This is a genomic window from Microbacterium sp. zg.Y1084, assembly GCF_024623595.1.
Taxonomy (GTDB): domain Bacteria; phylum Actinomycetota; class Actinomycetes; order Actinomycetales; family Microbacteriaceae; genus Microbacterium; species Microbacterium wangruii.
In genome coordinates, this window is the sequence record NZ_JANJGV010000010.1 from 18,826 (window position 1) to 37,231 (window position 18,406).

Below are 18,406 nucleotides of genomic sequence, written 5' to 3' on the forward strand. Positions count from 1 at the left end.
TCTGCGCCACCGCGTCAGCGGCGGCGGCCCTTCTTGTCGTCCTTCACGTGGCCGCGGAAGGTGCGGGTGGGCGCGAACTCGCCCAGTTTGTGACCGACCATGGTCTCGGTCACGAACACGGGGATGTGCTTGCGACCGTCGTGCACGGCGATGGTGTGACCCAGCATTGCCGGGATGATCATCGAACGGCGCGACCAGGTCTTGATGACGTTCTTGGAACCGGCTTCGTTCTGCGAGACGACCTTGCGAAGCAGGTGCTCGTCGACGAAGGGGCCCTTCTTAAGGCTGCGAGGCATCTTCCTCTACTCCTACTTACGCTTCTTGCCGGCGTTGCGACGACGGACGATGTACTTGTCGCTTTCCTTGTTGGCGTGGCGGGTGCGACCCTCAGCCTGACCCCAAGGAGAAACCGGGTGACGACCACCGGAGGTCTTACCCTCACCACCACCGTGGGGGTGGTCGACCGGGTTCATCGCGACACCGCGGACGGTCGGGCGGATGCCCTTCCAGCGGTTGCGGCCGGCCTTGCCCCAGTTGATGTTCGACTGCTCGGCGTTGCCGACCTCGCCGATCGTGGCGCGGCAGCGTGCGTCGACGTTGCGGATCTCACCCGAGGGCAGACGAAGCTGCGCGTAGGGGCCGTCCTTGGCGACGAGGCGCACGGAGGTGCCCGCCGAACGCGCCAGCTTCGCGCCGCCGCCGGGGCGGAGCTCGATGGCGTGGATGACGGTACCCGTGGGGATGTTGCGCAGCGGCAGGTTGTTGCCCGGCTTGATGTCAGCGCCGGCACCCGACTCGACGATGTCGCCCTGCGCCAGCTTGTTCGGCGCGATGATGTATCGCTTCTCGCCGTCGAAGTAGTGCAGCAGCGCGATGCGCGCGGTGCGGTTGGGGTCGTACTCGATGTGAGCGACCCGGGCGTTGACGCCGTCCTTGTCATTGCGACGGAAGTCGATGACGCGGTACTGGCGCTTGTGGCCACCGCCGATGTGGCGGGTGGTGATGCGGCCCTGGTTGTTGCGGCCACCGGTCTTGGAGAGCGGGCGGAGGAGCGACTTCTCAGGCGTCGATCGGGTGATCTCGGCGAAGTCGGCCACCGACGAGCCGCGGCGACCCGGGGTCGTGGGCTTGTACTTGCGAATAGCCATGTTCTCTAGTCCTCTGTCCCGACCGTCAGCCGACTGCCGTGAAGATGTCGATGGTGCCCGACTTGAGCGTCACGATGGCGCGCTTGGTGTCCTTGCGCTTTCCCATCCCGAAGCGGGTGCGACGCGCCTTGCCGGGGCGGTTGAGGGTGTTCACCGAGGCGACCTTGACGTTGAAGATCTTCTCGACGGCCAGCTTGATCTCGGTCTTCGAGGCACGGGGGTCCACGAGGAACGTGTACTTGCCCTCGTCGATGAGCCCGTAGCTCTTCTCCGAGACGACCGGCTTGAGGATGATGTCGCGCGGGTCCTTGTTCACTGCGATGTTCGCCGTGGTCATGCCGAGACCTCCTCGGTGGTGGCCTTCTTCGACGCGACGAAGGCGTCGTAGGCGGCCTTGGTGAAGACGATGTCGTCGGAGACGAGCACGTCGTAGGCGTTGAGCTGGTCGAAGGTCAGCACGTGGACGTACGCGAGGTTGCGCACGCTCTTCACGGTGATCTCGTCGCCGCGCTCGATGACCACGAGGACGTTCTTCGTGGCCGAGAGCCCGGAGAGCACCGCGGCAGCGGCCTTCGTCGAGGGGGCACCGTCGATCCCGAAGGACTCGACGACGTGCAGACGCTCCCCGCGAGCGCGGTCGCTGAGCGCGCCCAGCAGGGCGGCGGCGACCATCTTCTTGGGGGTGCGCTGCGAGTAGTCGCGCGGCTTGGGGCCGTGCACGATGCCACCGCCGGTCATCTGAGGAGCACGGATCGAGCCCTGACGAGCGTTACCGGTGCCCTTCTGCTTGAACGGCTTGCGGCCCGCACCGGAGACCTCACCACGACGCTTGGTCGAGTGGGTGCCCTGGCGGGCAGCGGCGAGCTGCGCGACGACGACCTGGTGGATCAGGGGGATGTTCGTCTTGACGTCGAACAGCGCGGCGGGCAGCTCCACAGAGCCGGCCTTCTTGCCGTCGGCAGTACGGACGTCGAGCGCGAGAGTCGAGTCAGCCATGATCAGGCACCCTTCACTGCGTTGCGGACGTAGACGATGCGGCCGCGCGCGCCGGGGACGGCGCCCTTGACGAGCAGCAGACCCTTCTCGGCGTCGACGGCGTGCACCGTGAGGTTGAGGACGGTCACGCGCTCGCCACCCATACGGCCGGCCATGCGCATGCCCTTGAAGACGCGGCTCGGAGTCGACGAGGCGCCGATCGAGCCGGGCTTGCGGTGGTTGCGGTGTGCACCGTGCGAAGCGGAGACACCCTTGAAGTTGTGACGCTTCATGACACCCGCGGTGCCCTTGCCCTTGCTGGTGCCGACGACGTCGACCAGCTGGCCGGCCTCGAAGGTGCCGTCCACCGTGAGCTCCTGACCGAGTGAGTAGTCAGCGGCGTCGGCGGTGCGCACCTCGGTGAGGTGGCGGCGGGGGGTCACGCCGGCAGCCTCGAAGTGGGCCGTCTGCGGCTTGTTGACCTTGCGGGGGTCGATCTGCCCGTACGCGATCTGAACGGCCTTGTAGCCGTCCTTCTCGGGGGTGCGGACCTGGGTCACCACGTTGGGGGCGACCTCGATCACGGTGACGGGAACGAGCTTGCCGTTCTCATCCCAGACCTGGGTCATGCCGAGCTTCGTGCCCAGGAGACCCTTCGAAACCTTGTTGTTGATGTCAGCCATGTCGGACCTCAGAGCTTGATCTCGATGTTGACGTCGGCCGGCAGGTCGAGCCGCATCAGCGAGTCGACAGCCTTGGGCGTCGGGTCGATGATGTCGATGAGGCGCTTGTGGGTGCGCATCTCGAAGTGCTCGCGGCTGTCCTTGTACTTGTGGGGCGACCGGATGACGCACACGACGTTCTTCTCGGTCGGCAGGGGCACGGGGCCCACGACCGTCGCGCCCGCACGGGTCACGGTGTCGACGATCTTCCGCGCCGACGTGTCGATGACCTCGTGGTCATACGACTTCAGGCGAATGCGGATCTTCTGTCCCGCCATTGTCTGCTCACTCTCTTTCCGCGTCTTACGTCTCACGGGTCGTGAGCGCATTGGACGCACGGTGGCGCTCTGTCGCGCCGGGCACTTGTCCACCGCCGGAGGACGGGGATGCTGCACCGCTGTTCTGCTGTCAAACCGCACGCCGATCGACGTCCGGCTCCTCACTCCCCCGTGCGCATGCAATGCGACCCGGGTGACCGGGTTGGGGTGTGTGGGATGTGGTGTTCTGCTGCCCGCGGCCTAGGACCCTGCGCGTTCGCGCCGCCTATGCACTGCCGTGACAGTGATCCGGGGCACGCTCAGCGGCCACCGGAATGTGGAACTTCACTAGTGTACGCGGCGCCCGGGCGTGTCGCAAACTCGGGCGTGTCGGCGAAATCCGCCCGCCCTCTCACGCCTCCTGGCGTCTGCGGCGAAGGATCATCAGCAGCAGGATACCGCCGACCAGTGCCGTGCCACCCAGCCAGCCGGCCGCGATGGGCGGGGTGCCGCCGGTGCCGGCGAGGCCCGGCACGGGTGCCGGTGCGGGACGGATGACGGGCACCGCACAGCCGCTGTCGGTGACCGCACCGCTGGGTTGCGTGGCGGTGGCGGTGTTGAAGAATCCGCCGCCGTCGGCGGTGCACTCCCGTGCCGTCGCCGGGAGCGGGTTCTGCGACGAGGTGGCATCCACCCGGTAGGTGTACGTGTCCACCCCGCCGGGCTCGATCACGACGTCGGCGACCGGCGGCGATCCCACCCACCCCTGCGCCACGATGGCGAACGCGGCGTCGAACTGCGGCGCGTCGGTGAGCGTGTACGTCGTCGGGAGCAGACCCGGGTTGGTGACCGTGACCAGGTAATCGATGCGCCACCGTCCCTCGCCGAGGGTCGTCACCGTGCCATCGGACTTCTCCAGCACCACCGGGACCACGACGAGCTCGCTGCAGTCCGTGGCGACGGAATCGGTCACGCCGTTCTCCACCCTGGCGAGGTTCCACACGCCGCCGCCGGTGTCGGGCGAATCACCGCAGACCAGGTCGTCGGCAGCCGCGTCCACGGCGCTGACCTGCGCACTCACGATGTAGGTGTGCACCGCGCCGTCCGGAAGGAGGCCCGTCGCGACCTGGGTCTGCGCAGTGCCGTCCCACCCGGGGGTGAGTGCGGCGGAGCCCGCGCCGGCCGGATCGATCTCCGGGCCGGTCACCGTCCACGCCGTCACGAGCGTGATCGCGGCGGTGAGCGACTCGGGGACGTCGTCGAGCGTGTACGCGACGGTGACGCCGCTGGTGTTGGACACCAGCACGGCATACGAGACGTTCCAGACTCCACCGCCGAGCGGGGTGGCGGGCTGGGCGATCTTGTCCACGGTCGGCCCGCCCGGTTCGGCGCAGCCGTCGTCCTCTGCGGTGCCGCCGGGGAAGGCGACCGTGGCGGTGTTGAAGAATGCTCCGCCCTCACCGGGTTCGCACACCAGCGACGGGTCGTCCGCGGCGTCGACGGTCGCCACGATGCGGTAGGTGTACTCGGCGGTCCCTCCTGCCGCGAGAGGGATGTTCGGCGCGGGGGCGGTTCCCACCCAATCGCCCGACTCGAGGACGAGGCCCTCGCCCAGGTCGGGGGCGTCGGTGAGGGTGTAGACCGTCGCGACGGTGTCGCTGGTATTGGCGACGGTCACGACGTAGTCGATCTGCCACCGGCCGTCGGGAAGCTGCTGCGCCGCACCGTCGCTCTTGTCGACGGTCACCGGGGCGGTCTCCACGGTCACGCAGCCCTCGGCATCCACCACGATCTCGCCGGAGGTGACACCTGCGGTGTTGACGATTCCGCCGCCGGTGGTGGCGCACGGGCCCGGGTCCGTCGCCTCGACGGTCGGACGCAGCACGCCGCTGACGGTGTACGACAGGGATGCCGCCGGCTGCACCTGCCCGGTGAACACCGCCGCGGTCTCCCCGGGGCCCGCGGTCGTGGCGGTCGGGGCCGGCGCCTCGCCGACAGCGGCGATGGTCCACACGTCTCCGTCGAGCTCCCAGCCGCCGGGGACGCTCGGGAGCGTATCGGTCAGTGCTGCCTGCACCGCCACCGCCCCCGGGTTGCTCAGCGTCAGCGTGTACGAGACGTTCCACGAGGCGTCGGGGTTCTGCGTGGCGGGGTCGACGCCCGTCTTCACCAGTGCCGGGAACGCCGGCTCTCCGCAGCCGAACACCGTCTGGTCGTCCTCGCCGGTCGCCGACAGTGTCGCCGCATTGAGGAAGCCGCCCGCTTCGGGCTCGCCGGGCGACGCGTCGCACCGCCAGGCATCGCCGTCCTGGGTTCCGTTCGCGATCGTCGCCGTCACGGTGACGGTATAGGTGTGCGTCGCCCGCGCCGCGGGGTCACCGCTGGTCGGCAGCGAGACGTCGGTGGCGAGGGTGGCGGTCCCGGCCGGCAGCGTGAACTCGCCTGAGGTGCCGTCGGGGCCGGTCCAGGTGGCCGCGGTCGGCGTGATCCCCTCGCCGTACTGCAGGGCGTCGGCGAGGCTGTAGATGTACGTCGAGGTGTCGGAGTTGTTCGTGACGACGATGTCGTAGGAGATGGTCCACGTGCCGTCGGCGTTCTGCACCGGCGAACCGTCCGTCACCTGCTTGTCGATCGTCCCCTCCGCCCGGATCGCCGTGTTGACGATCTCGCAGGTCACGTCGACGCCGAGGCTGAGGCGCACCACTCCGGCCGAGACGAGCGGGTACTCCGCGCCGCCGTCGGTCTCGACGCAGGCCCAGTCGCCGGCGGTGTATCCGGAGGGCCCGAACGTCTCCGACAGTGCGTAGTCGACGTCGGCGGCGACCTGCCCGGACACCGCGGCGGTGGTCGTCCCGGTGCGGGTGCCTTCGCCCGACAGCACGGGGTCGCTCTCGCCCGCGACGGCGTTGAGCGTCCACTGCTCGGGCGTGGCGGTGCCGACGCCACCCTGGTTGTCGACGTTCTTCACCAGCGTGAGCGTCGGGGCGATGGCCGCATTGGTGAACGTGCACGTGACGGACTGGCCGTTGGCGACGGTCACGACGGGAGCGTCGCGGGTGACGCCGCCGGTGTCGCACGACAGCGCCGTCCACGCGTAGTCCGCGATCTGGTCGACCTCGGCCAGCGTGTAGCTGCCGGCGGGCACCGACTGGGTCTGCGCGTGGTCGAAGACGAGCGCCTCGCCCGTGGCGGGCTGGGCCGTCAGTCGCTGGTTCCAGTCGGCCGGTACCGCGCTGCCGCCCAGGGTGTTGTCGACGTCCTTGACCAGGGTGAGGGAGCCGGGCACGTCGGTGTTGCCGAACGTGCAGGTGACGTCCTCGGCGATGCCCAGTGTGAGGGTCGGATCCTCGGGCGAGATGGTCGCGCCGTTGTCGCAGGCGAGAGAGGTCCAGTCGTATCCTGCCGGACCGCCGGATTCGGCGAGGGTGAACTCCGCGCCGGCCGGGACGGCAACGGCGGTGACGGCGGGCGTGCCGGTGACGCCGCTGAGTGCGGGTCCGCCGGGGGTGCTCGCCGCGAGCGTCCACTCGGTGGGCTCCGCGGTGCCGCCGTTGGCGTTGGTGACGGTCTTCACCAGCGTCAGGGTGGGTGCGACGTCATCGTTGGTGAAGGAGCAGGTGACCTCTTCGCCGTTGGCGACGGTGACGGTGGGCGATTCCAGCGTCGTCGACCCGGTGCTGCAGGTCAGTGCCGTCCACTCGTAGCCTTCCGGGCCACCGGACTCGGCGAGGGTGTACTCACCGGCGGTGACCTGCTGGGACACGTCGTGGTCGAAGGCGATGGCCGTCCCCCCGGCGGGCTGCGCCGTGAGTGCCTGGTTCCAGTCCGCCGGCACGGCGGTGCCGCCGTCGTCGTTGACGACCTGCTTGAGCAGGGTGAGGGTTCCCGGCACGTCGTCGTTGACGAACGTGCAGGTGACGTCCTCGTCCAGCGCCAGGGTCACCGTCGGGTCGGCCACCGAGGCATCGGCGCCGTTGTCGCACGCGAGCGACGACCAGTCGTAGCCATCCGGTCCGGTCTCGGCGAGCGTGTACTCGCTGTTGGCCGGGACGGTGACCGCGGTGACGGCGGTCGCGCCGCTCGCACCCGACAGGTCGGGTCCGCCCGGGGTCGTCGCCGACAGCGTCCAGTCGGTCGCGGCCGCGGTGCCGCCGTTGTCGTTCACGACGGTCTTGACGAGGGTGAGCGTGGGCGCGATGTCGTCGTTGACGAAGGTGCAGGTGACGTTGTCCCCGTTGGGCACCGTGACCGTCGGCGAGGTCAGGGAGGTCTGGCCCGTGGTGCAGGACAGGCCGGTCAACTCGTAGCCCGCGAGCTGGTCGATCTCAGCGAGGGTGTACGTTCCGCCCGGCACGCCGATCGTCTCGCTGTGGTCGAAGACCAGGGTGTCGCCGGTGGCGGGCTGCGCGGTGAGCCGCTGATTCCAGTCTTCCGGCACGGCTGTGCCCCCGTTGTCGTTGACGATCTCCTTGACCAGGGTGAGGCTGCCGGCGAGGTCGGTGTTGCTGAAGGTGCACGTGACGTCCGCGGCGAGACCGAGGGTCAACGTCGGGCTCTCCGGAGAGATCTCCGCCCCGTTGTCGCACGAGAGCGCGACCCAGTCGTAGCCGGCGGGCCCACCGCTCTCGGCGAGCGTGTAGGTCGCGCCCGCCGGGACGGTGACGCCGGTGACGGTCTCGGCGCCCGAGACGCCCGTGAGGTCCGGCCCCCCGGGGGTGGTCGCCGACAGGGTCCAGTCCGTCGCCACGGCCGTCCCGCCCTGGGCGTTCGTGACCTCCTTGACCAGCGTGAGGGTGGGGGCGATGTCGTCGTTGACGAACGTGCAGGTGACGTCTTCGCCGACCTGGAGCGTCAGCGTCGGGCTCGACGGCGACACGGCCGCCCCGTTGTCGCACGTGAGCGACTCCCACGTGTATCCATCAGGGCCGCTCTCGGCGAGGGTGTACGGCACGCCGCCGATCACGGAGACGCCGGTCACCTCGGCACTGCCGGAGACTCCGCTCAGGCCGGGCTCACCCGGACTCGTGGCCGACAGCGTCCAATCGGTCGCTGCGGCGGTGCCGCCGCTGTCGTTGGTGACGGTCTTCACCAGCGTGAGGGTGGGCGCGACGTCGACGTTGACGAAGCGGTAGGTGTTGGCCCCCAGCGCCGGCACGCTCACGGTCGGGTCGACCTGTGTCCACACGCCGTTGATCAGCTGTTCCAGCGCGAACTGTCGGTACCCGGGGCCGCCCCCGGCTTCGGAGAGCGTGTACTCCTGGCCCGGCCGTACGGAGAAGGTGTTCGCCGCCGTTGCGCTGGGCGCTCCGGTGACGGTGGTCGGCGTGAGGCCGGGGACGCCGGCCGCCGGGTCTGCGGTCAGCTCCCACGCGTCGGCGGTGAGCGTGCCGCCTTCGTCGTTGACGACCTCCTTGAGCAGCGTGATGACGGCCGTCTGGTTGGTCGCGGTGCAGGTGACGTTCTGTCCGAGCGCGACCGTGACGCCACCGTCTGCGCCGTCGTAATCGCTGCCGCCGACGACGCAGTCCCAGCTTCCGGTGGCGCCATCGATCAGCGTTGCGCCCTCCTCCACCGTCTGCAGGTACGTGGCGGGTCCCGTCTCCGTGAGCAGGTAGCGCACGCCCGGCGAGACGGGGGCCGACGTGCCGCTCACTCCGGAGGGGCCGTCGAGGCCGGTCCCGCCGATCGGGGTCGCCGTCAGAGTGAACTCGCTCGCGGTCGCATCGCCATTGGCGATCGACTTCACCAGCGTCAAGGTGCTCACGCACGTGACGGTGTTGGTGACCGTGACGACATTCGGGTCATCGGTGGTGATGACGTAGTCCCCTGCTCCGCTGGAGGTGTAGGTGCACCCCGGTGGCAGGTTCGTGACCTCTTCGTCGATCGCCACCGTGTCGCCGGGTGTGAACTGGGTGTAGGTGGTGCCGAACGTGCGGGGCTCACCGTCGAGCAAGAGGTCGGCGGTGCCCACCGGCTGCTCCCCGTCGGCGTATTCCACGCCGTCGACGATCCACTCCTTGTCCACACGCAGCGAGACCGTGGGGCTCGGTGCCCGGTTGTAGACGGAGCAGGTGACGATTCCGCCCTGCTGGGCCGCTGTGGTGAATCCGAGATCTCCGCTGTCGGTGACCGCCACCGGCGCGCCGGTGTTGTCTCTGCAGACGGCGTTCGCCCCTCCCTGCGGAACGAGCTCGAACCCGGCCTGGAGGGATTCCGTGATGGTGACATCCGCCGTGCCACCGGCGGCGATGCCGCTGGCAGCGAAGCTGACCGCTCCGGTGTCGTTGGTCTGGCCGGTCGCGGGTTCCACCGTGACGCCGGCGGCGTCGGTGGTCGCTGCGAACGTCCACCCGGGCGCGGGTACGGCGTCGTCGACGTCGCCGTCCGAGGGGATGACGAGCTTCGTGACGTTGACCGTTCCGGCGCATTCGCCCAGCGCCCGTTCCTCGAGGAACTCCCGGAGGTCTTCGTAGTTGTCGACGAGGAAGTAGTCCGCGCCGAGGGTGGGGCCGGAGATGGCCTGCAGGTTCTGCACCTCCGCAGCCGAGGCCGCGCCGATCCCGACACCGACGACGCTCGTGCCGCGGTCGAGCTTCAGGGCATTGGCGGAGAAGACGGCGTTCTCCATCTCCACGATGCGTGTCGTGCTCCCCGGCCCCGAAGGCGCCCCACCCGCGCCGGTTCCCGGGGGGCCGTAGAACGTGGGGCTGCCGTCGGTGAGCACGAGTACGACGTCGAGGGTGTCGGCGGCACTGGCCTGGGTGACCTGCCAGAGCCCCTGGTCCCAGTTCGTCCCCTGCCGCCAGTCGCCGGTGTTGACGACCGTGAGGCCGTTCGCCTTGTTGCGCACCGTGGCCGCGCCCGACGCGGTGGACACGGGCGTGAGGGGCAGGGTGGTGTTCGCGGCACCGGCGGCGGGGGCGCCGCCGGCGAACGTCCAGATGCCGATGGAGGACGGGGTGCCCTCGAGCGTGTCGACGAAGCTTGCGGCTGCGTTGCGGAGGTCCTGCTGTGAGCTCAGCAGGGAGTTCGAGAGGTCGACGAGCAGGCCGACCCGCAGTCCGCAGGTCTGGGCCAGCGTCGGATTCTCGGCCTCGTTCGCCCACTGACTGCCGCGCGCCTGCAGGTTGCTTGCGCCGGTGGTCTGCTGGGGGTAGGTCACGCTCTCGCCGGGCGGGATCACCTCGGTACGCAGGCGGTAGGGCTGCTGGACCACCTCCGTGCCGGTGCCGAGGTCGAAGCTGTCGATGATGCGGTATCCCGCAGGCGCCCCGGTCTCGATCACCCAGTACTGTGCGCCGGAGGACACCGTCACGTCGCACAAGCCGTCCGCCCCCGTCACGCAGGTCCCGACGAGGTTCGCGGGATCGGTGTCGGGCTCGGTGTCCGTCCCGCCGCTGTAGACCGAGAACGTCGCCCCGGCCAGCGGCCCGACAGTCTGAGCGCCCGTGCGCTCGCCACCCTTCCTCAGCACCAGCGTGGTCGGTTCGACGGAGGTGTGCGTGAAGGTGCACGAGGCGACGAGCGAGGCGGTTCCGGTGCCGATGTACTGCAGCAGCGCCTCCGCCTCGGTGAACTGCAGGCGAGTGCCACCCGTGGTGTCGTTGAGGAAGCAGCTGACGGTCGTGGTGTAGTCGTCGGTCACCCCAGGGGTGCCGATCGCCTGGAGCGTGTACGAGCCCGGCTTGGGCACCCGGCGGCTCTGGCCGCTCGCGAACGTGTACCAGTCGGTGCTGCCCACGATGTTGGCGCGCAACTCCCAGTCCGCGGTCGTGGCGGCGCCTCCCTGCACGACGTTGACGATGCTGAGCGTGCCGCAGACGGAGTTCCCTCCCACGCAGTCGTTGGGGACGGCGGCGAGGGGCGTCACGATTCCGGGCTCCGGGGCGACCTCGGCCTCCGGCGCGGGGGCCACGGGTTCGGGGTCGACGGCGTCCGGGGCTGCTGGCGTCGAGGGCTCCGCGTCGCCGGGGGCGGGGGCGGGAGCGGTCGGCGGCAGAGCCGGATCCTGCGGCCGGGGTGTGTCGGTCGCAGGATCCGGTGGTGCGGTGGGCGGCGCGGACGGCTCCTCCTCGGGCGCGGGTGCGACGGGACCGGGATCGACCGGGGCCTCCTCGGCGGGGGCCTCCGCCGCCGCAGACGTGGGCGGCTCGGTCGGTGGGGGTGTCACGGTCGCCGCGCCGGCGGGAACGGCACCGGCGAAGGTCAGTGCGGCGGCGAGCAGCACGGCGAGCAGAGCGCTCGGCTGGCGGAGACCAACCCTTCCCACGTGCCCCTCGCGGAGACGTCGGGGAGTCCGTCGTTCGGAATTGCGCGCACGCCGATCACCGTTCATGTCCACACCCTCATCGCACCGCCGACGTCCGGATGGCCCGGTCGGACCTCCCAAGTCGCGTGTTGTTCTGCGGGTGTGTGGCCCCCCAGGACCGCTCGCAGCACGTGCTCACGGACAAGCTACAAAGGGCCTGTCAAACCGTCAAGGGGGGTCTCGCGTCGCCCCGCCGCACGCACGACACCCCCGGAGCGTGCTCCGGGGGTGTCGTGCGTGCGGCGCTCAGTTCGCTCCGTCCGCCTTCGGCGCGGCATCCCGCTGGTCGCCCGCCTGGGCCTGCGCCGAACCGTCATTGCCGACCGCGCCGTCCACCTTGTCGCGCACGTCGTCGACCTTCGCGTCGGCCGAGTCGGGGGTGATCTTCTTGACGAACTCCGCGGCCGCATTGATGACGTTGTCACTGACCTGCTCCGCTTTGTCGGAGTGCAGCGCCTGCTCGATCTTCTCCTTGTTCTGCTCGAGGAACTGCTTGCTCTTGTTCACCACGTCGTCGATGCCCATGAGGACTCCCTTGTCGGTGCGCGGACGATCCGCTCGCGTTCATCATCACCCCGCGCCCGAACGCACGAAACCCCCCGGATCGCTCCAGGGGGTTTCGTGAAGGAACTCGAAAGAGTTACTTGATGATCTTGGTCACCGTGCCGGCGCCGACGGTGCGGCCACCCTCACGGATCGCGAAGCCGAGGCCCTCTTCCATGGCGATCGGCTGGATCAGCTCGACCGTCATGTCGGTGGTGTCACCGGGCATGACCATCTCGGTGCCCTCGGGCAGCGTGATGACACCGGTGACGTCCGTGGTGCGGAAGTAGAACTGCGGACGGTAGTTCGTGTAGAAGGGGTTGTGACGGCCACCCTCCTCCTTCGAGAGGATGTACGCGGTGCCCTCGAAGTTGGTGTGCGGCGTGACCGAACCGGGCTTCACGATGACCTGGCCGCGCTCGACGTCGTCACGCTTGGTGCCGCGCAGGAGCAGACCACAGTTCTCGCCGGCCCAGGCCTCGTCGAGCTGCTTGTGGAACATCTCGATACCGGTGACGATCGTCTTCTGCGTCGGGCGCAGACCCACGATCTCGACCTCGGAGTTGATGGCCAGGGTGCCGCGCTCGGCGCGACCCGTGACGACCGTGCCACGGCCGGTGATGGTGAAGACGTCCTCGACGGGCATGAGGAACGGCTTGTCCTTGTCACGCACCGGGTCGGGGATGGACTCGTCGACGGCCTCCATGAGCTCGACGATCGACTGAACCCACTTCTCGTCGCCCTCGAGAGCCTTCAGGCCCGAGACGCGCACGACGGGGGCGTTGTCGCCGTCGAAGTCCTGCGAGGAGAGGAGCTCGCGCACCTCGAGCTCGACGAGCTCCAGGATCTCCTCGTCGTCGACCATGTCCGACTTGTTCAGCGCGACCAGCAGGTACGGCACGCCGACCTGCTTGGCGAGCAGCACGTGCTCACGCGTCTGAGCCATGGGGCCGTCGGTCGCCGCGACCACGAGGATCGCGCCGTCCATCTGAGCGGCACCGGTGATCATGTTCTTGATGTAGTCAGCGTGACCGGGCGCGTCGACGTGCGCGTAGTGACGCTTGGGGGTCTCGTACTCGACGTGCGAGATGTTGATCGTGATGCCGCGCTGACGCTCCTCGGGGGCCGAGTCGATCGACGCGAAGTCGCGCTGCACGTTGGTGGCCGACGGGTACTTGTCGGCGAGCACCTTGGAGATCGCCGCGGTCAGCGTGGTCTTGCCGTGGTCAACGTGACCGATGGTTCCGATGTTGACGTGCGGCTTGGTCCGCTCGAACTTGGCCTTAGCCACTGGGTCCTCCTCAGGACAGTCGTGTAGTGCACGGGCGCTGGATTGCGACCGGGGCGCTACGGGGATTGGTTCAGTCTAGTAGACAGGTCGGTATTCAGTTGGGTGGATGCCGGGAGCTCACCGCGAAGGTGAGGCGAGCCCCGGCACCAGGGTTATTCGCCCTTGTTCTTCTGGACGATCTCGTCGGCCACGGCGCGGGGCACCTCGGCGTAGCTGTCGAACTCCATCGAGTAGACGGCGCGACCCGAGGTCTTCGAGCGCAGGTCTCCGATGTAGCCGAACATCTCCGACAGCGGCACCAGCGCCCGCACGACCTTGACGCCTGCGGCATCCTCCATCGACTGGATCTGGCCACGACGCGAGTTCAGGTCGCCGATGACGTCGCCCATGTACTCCTCGGGCGTACGCACCTCGACGCTCATGAGCGGCTCGAGGATGACCGGGTTGGCCTTGCGCAGCGCTTCCTTGAAGCCCATGGAACCGGCGATCTTGAACGCCATCTCCGAGGAGTCGACGTCGTGCGAAGCACCGTCGAGCAGCGTCGCCTTGACACCCACGATGGGGTAGCCGGCGAGCACGCCGACGTTCATCGCGTCCTGGAAGCCCTGGTTGGTCGGCTCGATGTACTCGCGCGGGATGCGGCCACCGGTGACCTTGTTCTCGAACTCGTACGTCTTGTCGGCCGTGACCTCGAGGGGCTCGATCGCGAACTGGATCTTCGCGAACTGACCCGAGCCACCGGTCTGCTTCTTGTGGGTGTAGTCGTGACGCTCGACGGCCTTCTTGATCGTCTCGCGGTACGCCACCTGCGGCTTGCCGACGTTGGCCTCGACGCGGAACTCGCGCTTCATGCGGTCCACGAGGATGTCCAGGTGCAGCTCGCCCATACCCTTGATGACCGTCTGACCGGTCTCGGGGTTGAGCTCGGTGCGGAAGGTCGGGTCCTCCTCGGCGAGCTTCTGGATCGCCAGACCCAGCTTCTCCTGGTCGGCCTTCGTCTTCGGCTCGATCGCGACCTCGATGACGGGCTCGGGGAAGGTCATCGACTCGAGCACGACCGGGGCGGCCGGGTCGGCGAGGGTGTCACCGGTGGTGGTGTCCTTCAGGCCGATGACGGCGTAGATATTGCCCGCGGTGACCGAGTCGACCGGGTTCTCCTTGTTGGCGTGCATCTGGAAGATCTTGCCGATGCGCTCCTTCTTGCCCTTGGTGGAGTTGACCACCTGAGCGCCCGAGTCCAGGTGACCGGAGTACACGCGGATGTAGGTCAGGCGACCGAAGAAGGGGTGCACCGCGACCTTGAACGCCAGCGCGGCGAACGGGTCGTTGGCGTCGGGGTGACGCTCGATGATCTTCTCTTCGTCCTTGGGGTCGTGGGCCTCGATGGCCGGCACGTCCAGGGGCGAGGGGAGGTAGTCCACGACGGCGTCGAGCATGGGCTGCACGCCGCGGTTCTTGAACGCGGAGCCGCAGAGCACGGGGTACAGGTCACCGTTGACGGTGAGCTTGCGGATGGCGCCCTTGATCTCGGCGAGCGTGAGCTCCTCACCGGCGAAGTACTTCTCGAGCAGCGCCTCGTCGGTCTCGGCGACCGTCTCGAGCAGCTTCTCGCGGTACTCGGCAGCGCGGTCGGCGAGGTCGGCGGGAATCTCCTGCACCTCGTACTTGGCGCCCATGGTGACGTCACCCTTGGAGTCGCCGGGCCAGACCAGCGCGCGCATCTCGACGAGGTCGATGACGCCGACGAAGTCGTTCTCGGCGCCGATGGGCAGCTGCAACACGAGCGGCTTGGCGCCCAGGCGCTTGATGATGGTGTCGACCGTGAAGTAGAAGTCGGCGCCCAGCTTGTCCATCTTGTTGACGAAGCAGATGCGGGGGACGTCGTACTTGTCGGCCTGACGCCACACGGTCTCCGACTGGGGCTCGACGCCCTCCTTGCCGTCGAAGACGGCGACGGCGCCGTCGAGCACGCGCAGCGAGCGCTCGACCTCGACCGTGAAGTCGACGTGGCCGGGGGTGTCGATGATGTTGATCTGGTTCTTGTTCCAGAAGCAGGTCACGGCGGCAGACGTGATCGTGATGCCGCGCTCCTTCTCCTGCTCCATCCAGTCGGTCGTCGAAGCGCCGTCGTGCGTCTCACCGAGCTTGTGGTTGACGCCCGTGTAGAACAGGATGCGCTCGGTCGTCGTCGTCTTGCCGGCATCGATGTGCGCCATGATGCCGATGTTGCGGACCTTGTTGAGGTCGGTGAGCACGTCTTGTGCCACGGGGTGTCCTTACGTTTCGTTGCGGATGTCGCGGGGGCCGGCACCGCCGTCGAGGCCGGGGGTCGGATCTGCATCCGACCCCCGGACCGTCGACAGGGGTTTACCAGCGGTAGTGGGCGAAGGCGCGGTTCGACTCGGCCATCTTGTGGGTGTCCTCGCGGCGCTTGACCGCGGCACCCAGGCCGTTCGAGGCATCCAGGATCTCGTTCTGGAGGCGCTCGGTCATCGTCTTCTCACGACGACCCTTCGCGTAGCTGACCAGCCAGCGCAGGGCCAGCGTGTTGGCGCGGTGAGGCTTGACCTCGACCGGCACCTGGTAGGTCGAGCCACCGACACGGCGGCTCTTGACCTCGAGCGTGGGGCGCACGTTGTCGAGCGCCTTCTTGAGCGTGGCCACGGCGTCCTGGCCGTTCTTGGCCTCGACGCCGCGCAGCGCGGTGTAGACGATCGACTCGGCGAGCGACTTCTTGCCGTCGACGAGGATCTTGTTCACCAGCTGGCTGACGATCGGTGCGCCGTAAACCGGGTCGTTGACGACGGGGCGCTTCGGGGCGGGTCCCTTACGAGGCATCTAACTCAACCCTTCTTCGCACCGTAGCGGCTGCGAGCCTGCTTACGGTTCTTGACGGCCTGGGTGTCCAGGGCGCCGCGGACGATCTTGTAGCGCACACCCGGCAGGTCCTTCACACGACCGCCGCGCACGAGCACGAGCGAGTGCTCCTGCAGGTTGTGGCCCTCGCCGGGGATGTAGGCGGTGACCTCGGTGCCGTTGCGGAGCTTGACACGGGCGACCTTGCGCATGGCCGAGTTCGGCTTCTTGGGCGTGGTCGTGTAGACGCGGGTGCAGACCCCGGCCTGCTGCGGGTTCGCCTTCAGCGCGGGAGCCTTGGTCTTGACGACCTTCGGCGAGCGCCCCTTGCGAACCAACTGCTGAATGGTTGGCACGTTCTCTCCTTGTTGTGCTGCACGGTGACAGCGTCGTGGTTTCACCACAGATCCACCGGCGCGGCGCGAAGCGGCCGAACGTTTCGAGGGTGGATATGCCGTGGGGGTGGCCTGTTCGCAGGCCGGTCCCTCAGGTGCGGCGCGTCCCGACCCCGTTCCGTGCCATGGCACGACGCAGGGCGCGCAATGCGCACACCCGATCCATGATACGTCGCGCCCGGGTGCCGGTCAAACGAGGCTCTCTCAGGCGTCGGCGCGCACGAGGCGGAACACAGCGTCGCCCAGCAGGAACCTCTCCCCCGGCGCCAATTCCGCACCCGGGTCCGCCTCCACCTCCGTGCCCATGAGGGTCGGCAGGAGCACGCCGTTGGTGGACCCGAGGTCGGTGACCCGCCAGCGGTCGCCCGCGAGCTCGAGCCGCGCGTGGGTCTTGGAGACGGTGCGGGTGTCGTCGGGGACGGCCACGAGCTGCGCGCCGCGGTATGCGGGGTCGCCCGCAGGCTGGCGGCCGAGGATGACGACGTCGGCGGTCAGGTCGATGCCCGGTCCGGATGCCGGCTGCAGCGTCCACCGGGCGCGGCGGCGGCGCGTGAGCACCGTCTCCTCGGCGAAGTCCTCATGGGAGGATGCGGGATCGGTCTGCGCCGCGGCCACCAGGGCGGAGCGCGGTGCTCCCGCCACGGGTGCGCCGGCGACCGCGGAGACCTCGTCTGCAGTGTCGAGGGGGAACTCGGGGCCGGGACCGGCTGGCGTGCGCGGTGTGCCCACCGGCGCGCGGGTGACGGCGGGGAAAGAGGGGTCGATGTCGACGGGTGAGGTGCGCAGCGACGTCACCGGCGCCGTGGGCACGCGCGGCGGCGTGGCGGGCACCGCACCACCGGAGCGAGCGCGCTCGGGTCCGGTGCTGCCGTCCTCCGCCAGCGGCGGGAGCCCGGTGGGGACGGCACGCGCGGCGATCGGATCGCCCTGCGGCGGCTGCGAGATCGCCGACACCTCATCGAAGCCGCTGGCCCACCGCTCGTCGAACGCCTGAGCGGCGGGCGCTGCCGGCTCGCCGGTGGGCGTCCACGGCACCGCCCCGGCGCCATCTGCGGGGCGCTCCGGCGGGGGCGCGAACCGATCATCCGGCATGGCGTCCGACGCGACGACGGCGACCGGCGCCGTGTGCAGACCGGGGAGCGCCGGGGCCGGAGCGGAAGCCGGGAACGATGTCGGGGGCGCCCAGGCCGACGCCGCCGCATCCCCGATCGCGGCGGCATCCGCGATCGCGGCATCCATCGCCGCTCCCTCCGCCGACTCGGGGACCGCCGACGCCGGGACGGCAGGCGCAGTTCCTGCGGCCGGCTGCGCCCACGGATCGGGCTCGACGGACGCGACCGCGGCTGAGCGGTGAGGCTCGGGGGCGGGGGCGGCGTACCGTTCGGCGCGCGCGGGCGGCAGGGTGCCGCCGGAGGCTTCGACGTCGCGCGTGCGGGCGTAGACGGGCGCCGAGACGGTGTCCGTGCGCTGCCAGCGGGCCACGCCGAACCCGACGACGCTGGCCCACACCGGGAAGAGCACGGCGGCCAGAGCCGTCATGCCGCCGCCCAGACCGAAGCCGCGGTTGATGCGGTGCACGGCCACGATGGTCGCGACCCAGAAGGCGATCCATCCGAGCACCGGCACGAGCACCAGCAGGAACAGCCAGCCCGACATGCCCGCGACCATCAGCAGGGTGATCTGGTTGACGATCGGCACCCAGGCGCGCCACTGCTCCTGGCCGATCTTGCCGAACACCGCGGAGAGCCCGAGGGCGGTCCAGATGTAGACGGCGACGGTGGGGATGACCGCGACAAGCAGGATCAGCACGAACACGGCGGGAGAGACGTCGGACACGATGATCAGGGGCGCTGGGGAGCGCCCGCACCTCCTTCCCGGCGGGTTGTGCGGTGCGACACCGCGCTTCGAGAT

At 69.2% G+C, this 18,406-nt stretch carries 13 protein-coding genes; all 13 read right to left on the minus strand.

Annotation, left to right across the window (positions count from 1 at the left end; all coding sequences use genetic code 11):
• Positions 1-14: 14 nt before the first annotated feature.
• Positions 15-296: a 30S ribosomal protein S19 gene (gene rpsS, locus NQ165_RS11960; protein ID WP_135063327.1), complete on the minus strand. Its 282-nt coding sequence runs from the start codon at positions 294-296 to the stop codon at positions 15-17.
• A gap of 12 nt (positions 297-308) precedes the next feature.
• Positions 309-1,148, minus strand: coding sequence for a 50S ribosomal protein L2 (gene rplB, locus NQ165_RS11965; RefSeq protein ID WP_257533595.1), 840 nt, complete (start codon positions 1,146-1,148; stop codon positions 309-311).
• Positions 1,149-1,173: 25 nt separating this feature from the next.
• Positions 1,174-1,485 (minus strand): 50S ribosomal protein L23, encoded by a 312-nt coding sequence (gene rplW / locus NQ165_RS11970; protein ID WP_257533596.1) that lies wholly within the window; start codon positions 1,483-1,485, stop codon positions 1,174-1,176.
• Entirely contained in the window at positions 1,482-2,144 is a 663-nt protein-coding gene (rplD, locus tag NQ165_RS11975; protein WP_257533597.1) for a 50S ribosomal protein L4, read from the minus strand. The genes rplW and rplD overlap by 4 nt, the downstream gene beginning before the upstream one ends.
• 2 nt (positions 2,145-2,146) lie before the next feature.
• Positions 2,147-2,806, minus strand: coding sequence for a 50S ribosomal protein L3 (gene rplC, locus NQ165_RS11980; protein WP_257495796.1), 660 nt, complete (start codon positions 2,804-2,806; stop codon positions 2,147-2,149).
• A gap of 8 nt (positions 2,807-2,814) precedes the next feature.
• Entirely contained in the window at positions 2,815-3,123 is a 309-nt protein-coding gene (gene rpsJ, locus NQ165_RS11985) for a 30S ribosomal protein S10 (RefSeq protein ID WP_005050520.1), read from the minus strand.
• Positions 3,124-3,514: 391 nt separating this feature from the next.
• Entirely contained in the window at positions 3,515-11,371 is a 7,857-nt protein-coding gene (locus tag NQ165_RS11990; protein WP_257533598.1) for a SpaA isopeptide-forming pilin-related protein, read from the minus strand.
• 285 nt (positions 11,372-11,656) lie between these two features.
• Positions 11,657-11,935, minus strand: a complete 279-nt coding sequence (locus tag NQ165_RS11995) for a hypothetical protein (protein WP_306816760.1) — start codon at positions 11,933-11,935, stop codon at positions 11,657-11,659.
• 115 nt (positions 11,936-12,050) lie between these two features.
• Positions 12,051-13,244, minus strand: a complete 1,194-nt coding sequence (gene tuf, locus NQ165_RS12000) for an elongation factor Tu (protein WP_257533599.1) — start codon at positions 13,242-13,244, stop codon at positions 12,051-12,053.
• Positions 13,245-13,396: 152 nt separating this feature from the next.
• Positions 13,397-15,511 (minus strand): elongation factor G, encoded by a 2,115-nt coding sequence (gene fusA / locus NQ165_RS12005; protein WP_257533600.1) that lies wholly within the window; start codon positions 15,509-15,511, stop codon positions 13,397-13,399.
• Between the two features lie 100 nt (positions 15,512-15,611).
• Positions 15,612-16,082 (minus strand): 30S ribosomal protein S7, encoded by a 471-nt coding sequence (gene rpsG / locus NQ165_RS12010; protein WP_137418066.1) that lies wholly within the window; start codon positions 16,080-16,082, stop codon positions 15,612-15,614.
• 5 nt (positions 16,083-16,087) lie between these two features.
• A complete protein-coding gene (gene rpsL / locus NQ165_RS12015; RefSeq protein ID WP_137845679.1) occupies positions 16,088-16,456 on the minus strand; it encodes a 30S ribosomal protein S12 in 369 nt (122 codons plus the stop codon).
• A 243-nt stretch (positions 16,457-16,699) separates the two neighbouring features.
• Positions 16,700-18,331: a DUF5684 domain-containing protein gene (locus NQ165_RS12020; protein ID WP_257533601.1), complete on the minus strand. Its 1,632-nt coding sequence runs from the start codon at positions 18,329-18,331 to the stop codon at positions 16,700-16,702.
• Positions 18,332-18,406 lie beyond the last annotated feature (75 nt).

Coding starts and splice junctions, on each gene's coding strand:
- rpsS (WP_135063327.1), bottom strand. CDS start 296: ATGCCTCGCAGCCTTAAGAAGGGCCCCTTCGTCGACGAGCACCTGCTT.
- rplB (WP_257533595.1), bottom strand. CDS start 1,148: ATGGCTATTCGCAAGTACAAGCCCACGACCCCGGGTCGCCGCGGCTCG.
- rplW (WP_257533596.1), bottom strand. CDS start 1,485: ATGACCACGGCGAACATCGCAGTGAACAAGGACCCGCGCGACATCATC.
- rplD (WP_257533597.1), bottom strand. CDS start 2,144: ATGGCTGACTCGACTCTCGCGCTCGACGTCCGTACTGCCGACGGCAAG.
- rplC (WP_257495796.1), bottom strand. CDS start 2,806: ATGGCTGACATCAACAACAAGGTTTCGAAGGGTCTCCTGGGCACGAAG.
- rpsJ (WP_005050520.1), bottom strand. CDS start 3,123: ATGGCGGGACAGAAGATCCGCATTCGCCTGAAGTCGTATGACCACGAG.
- NQ165_RS11995 (WP_306816760.1), bottom strand. CDS start 11,935: ATGGGCATCGACGACGTGGTGAACAAGAGCAAGCAGTTCCTCGAGCAG.
- rpsG (WP_137418066.1), bottom strand. CDS start 16,082: ATGCCTCGTAAGGGACCCGCCCCGAAGCGCCCCGTCGTCAACGACCCG.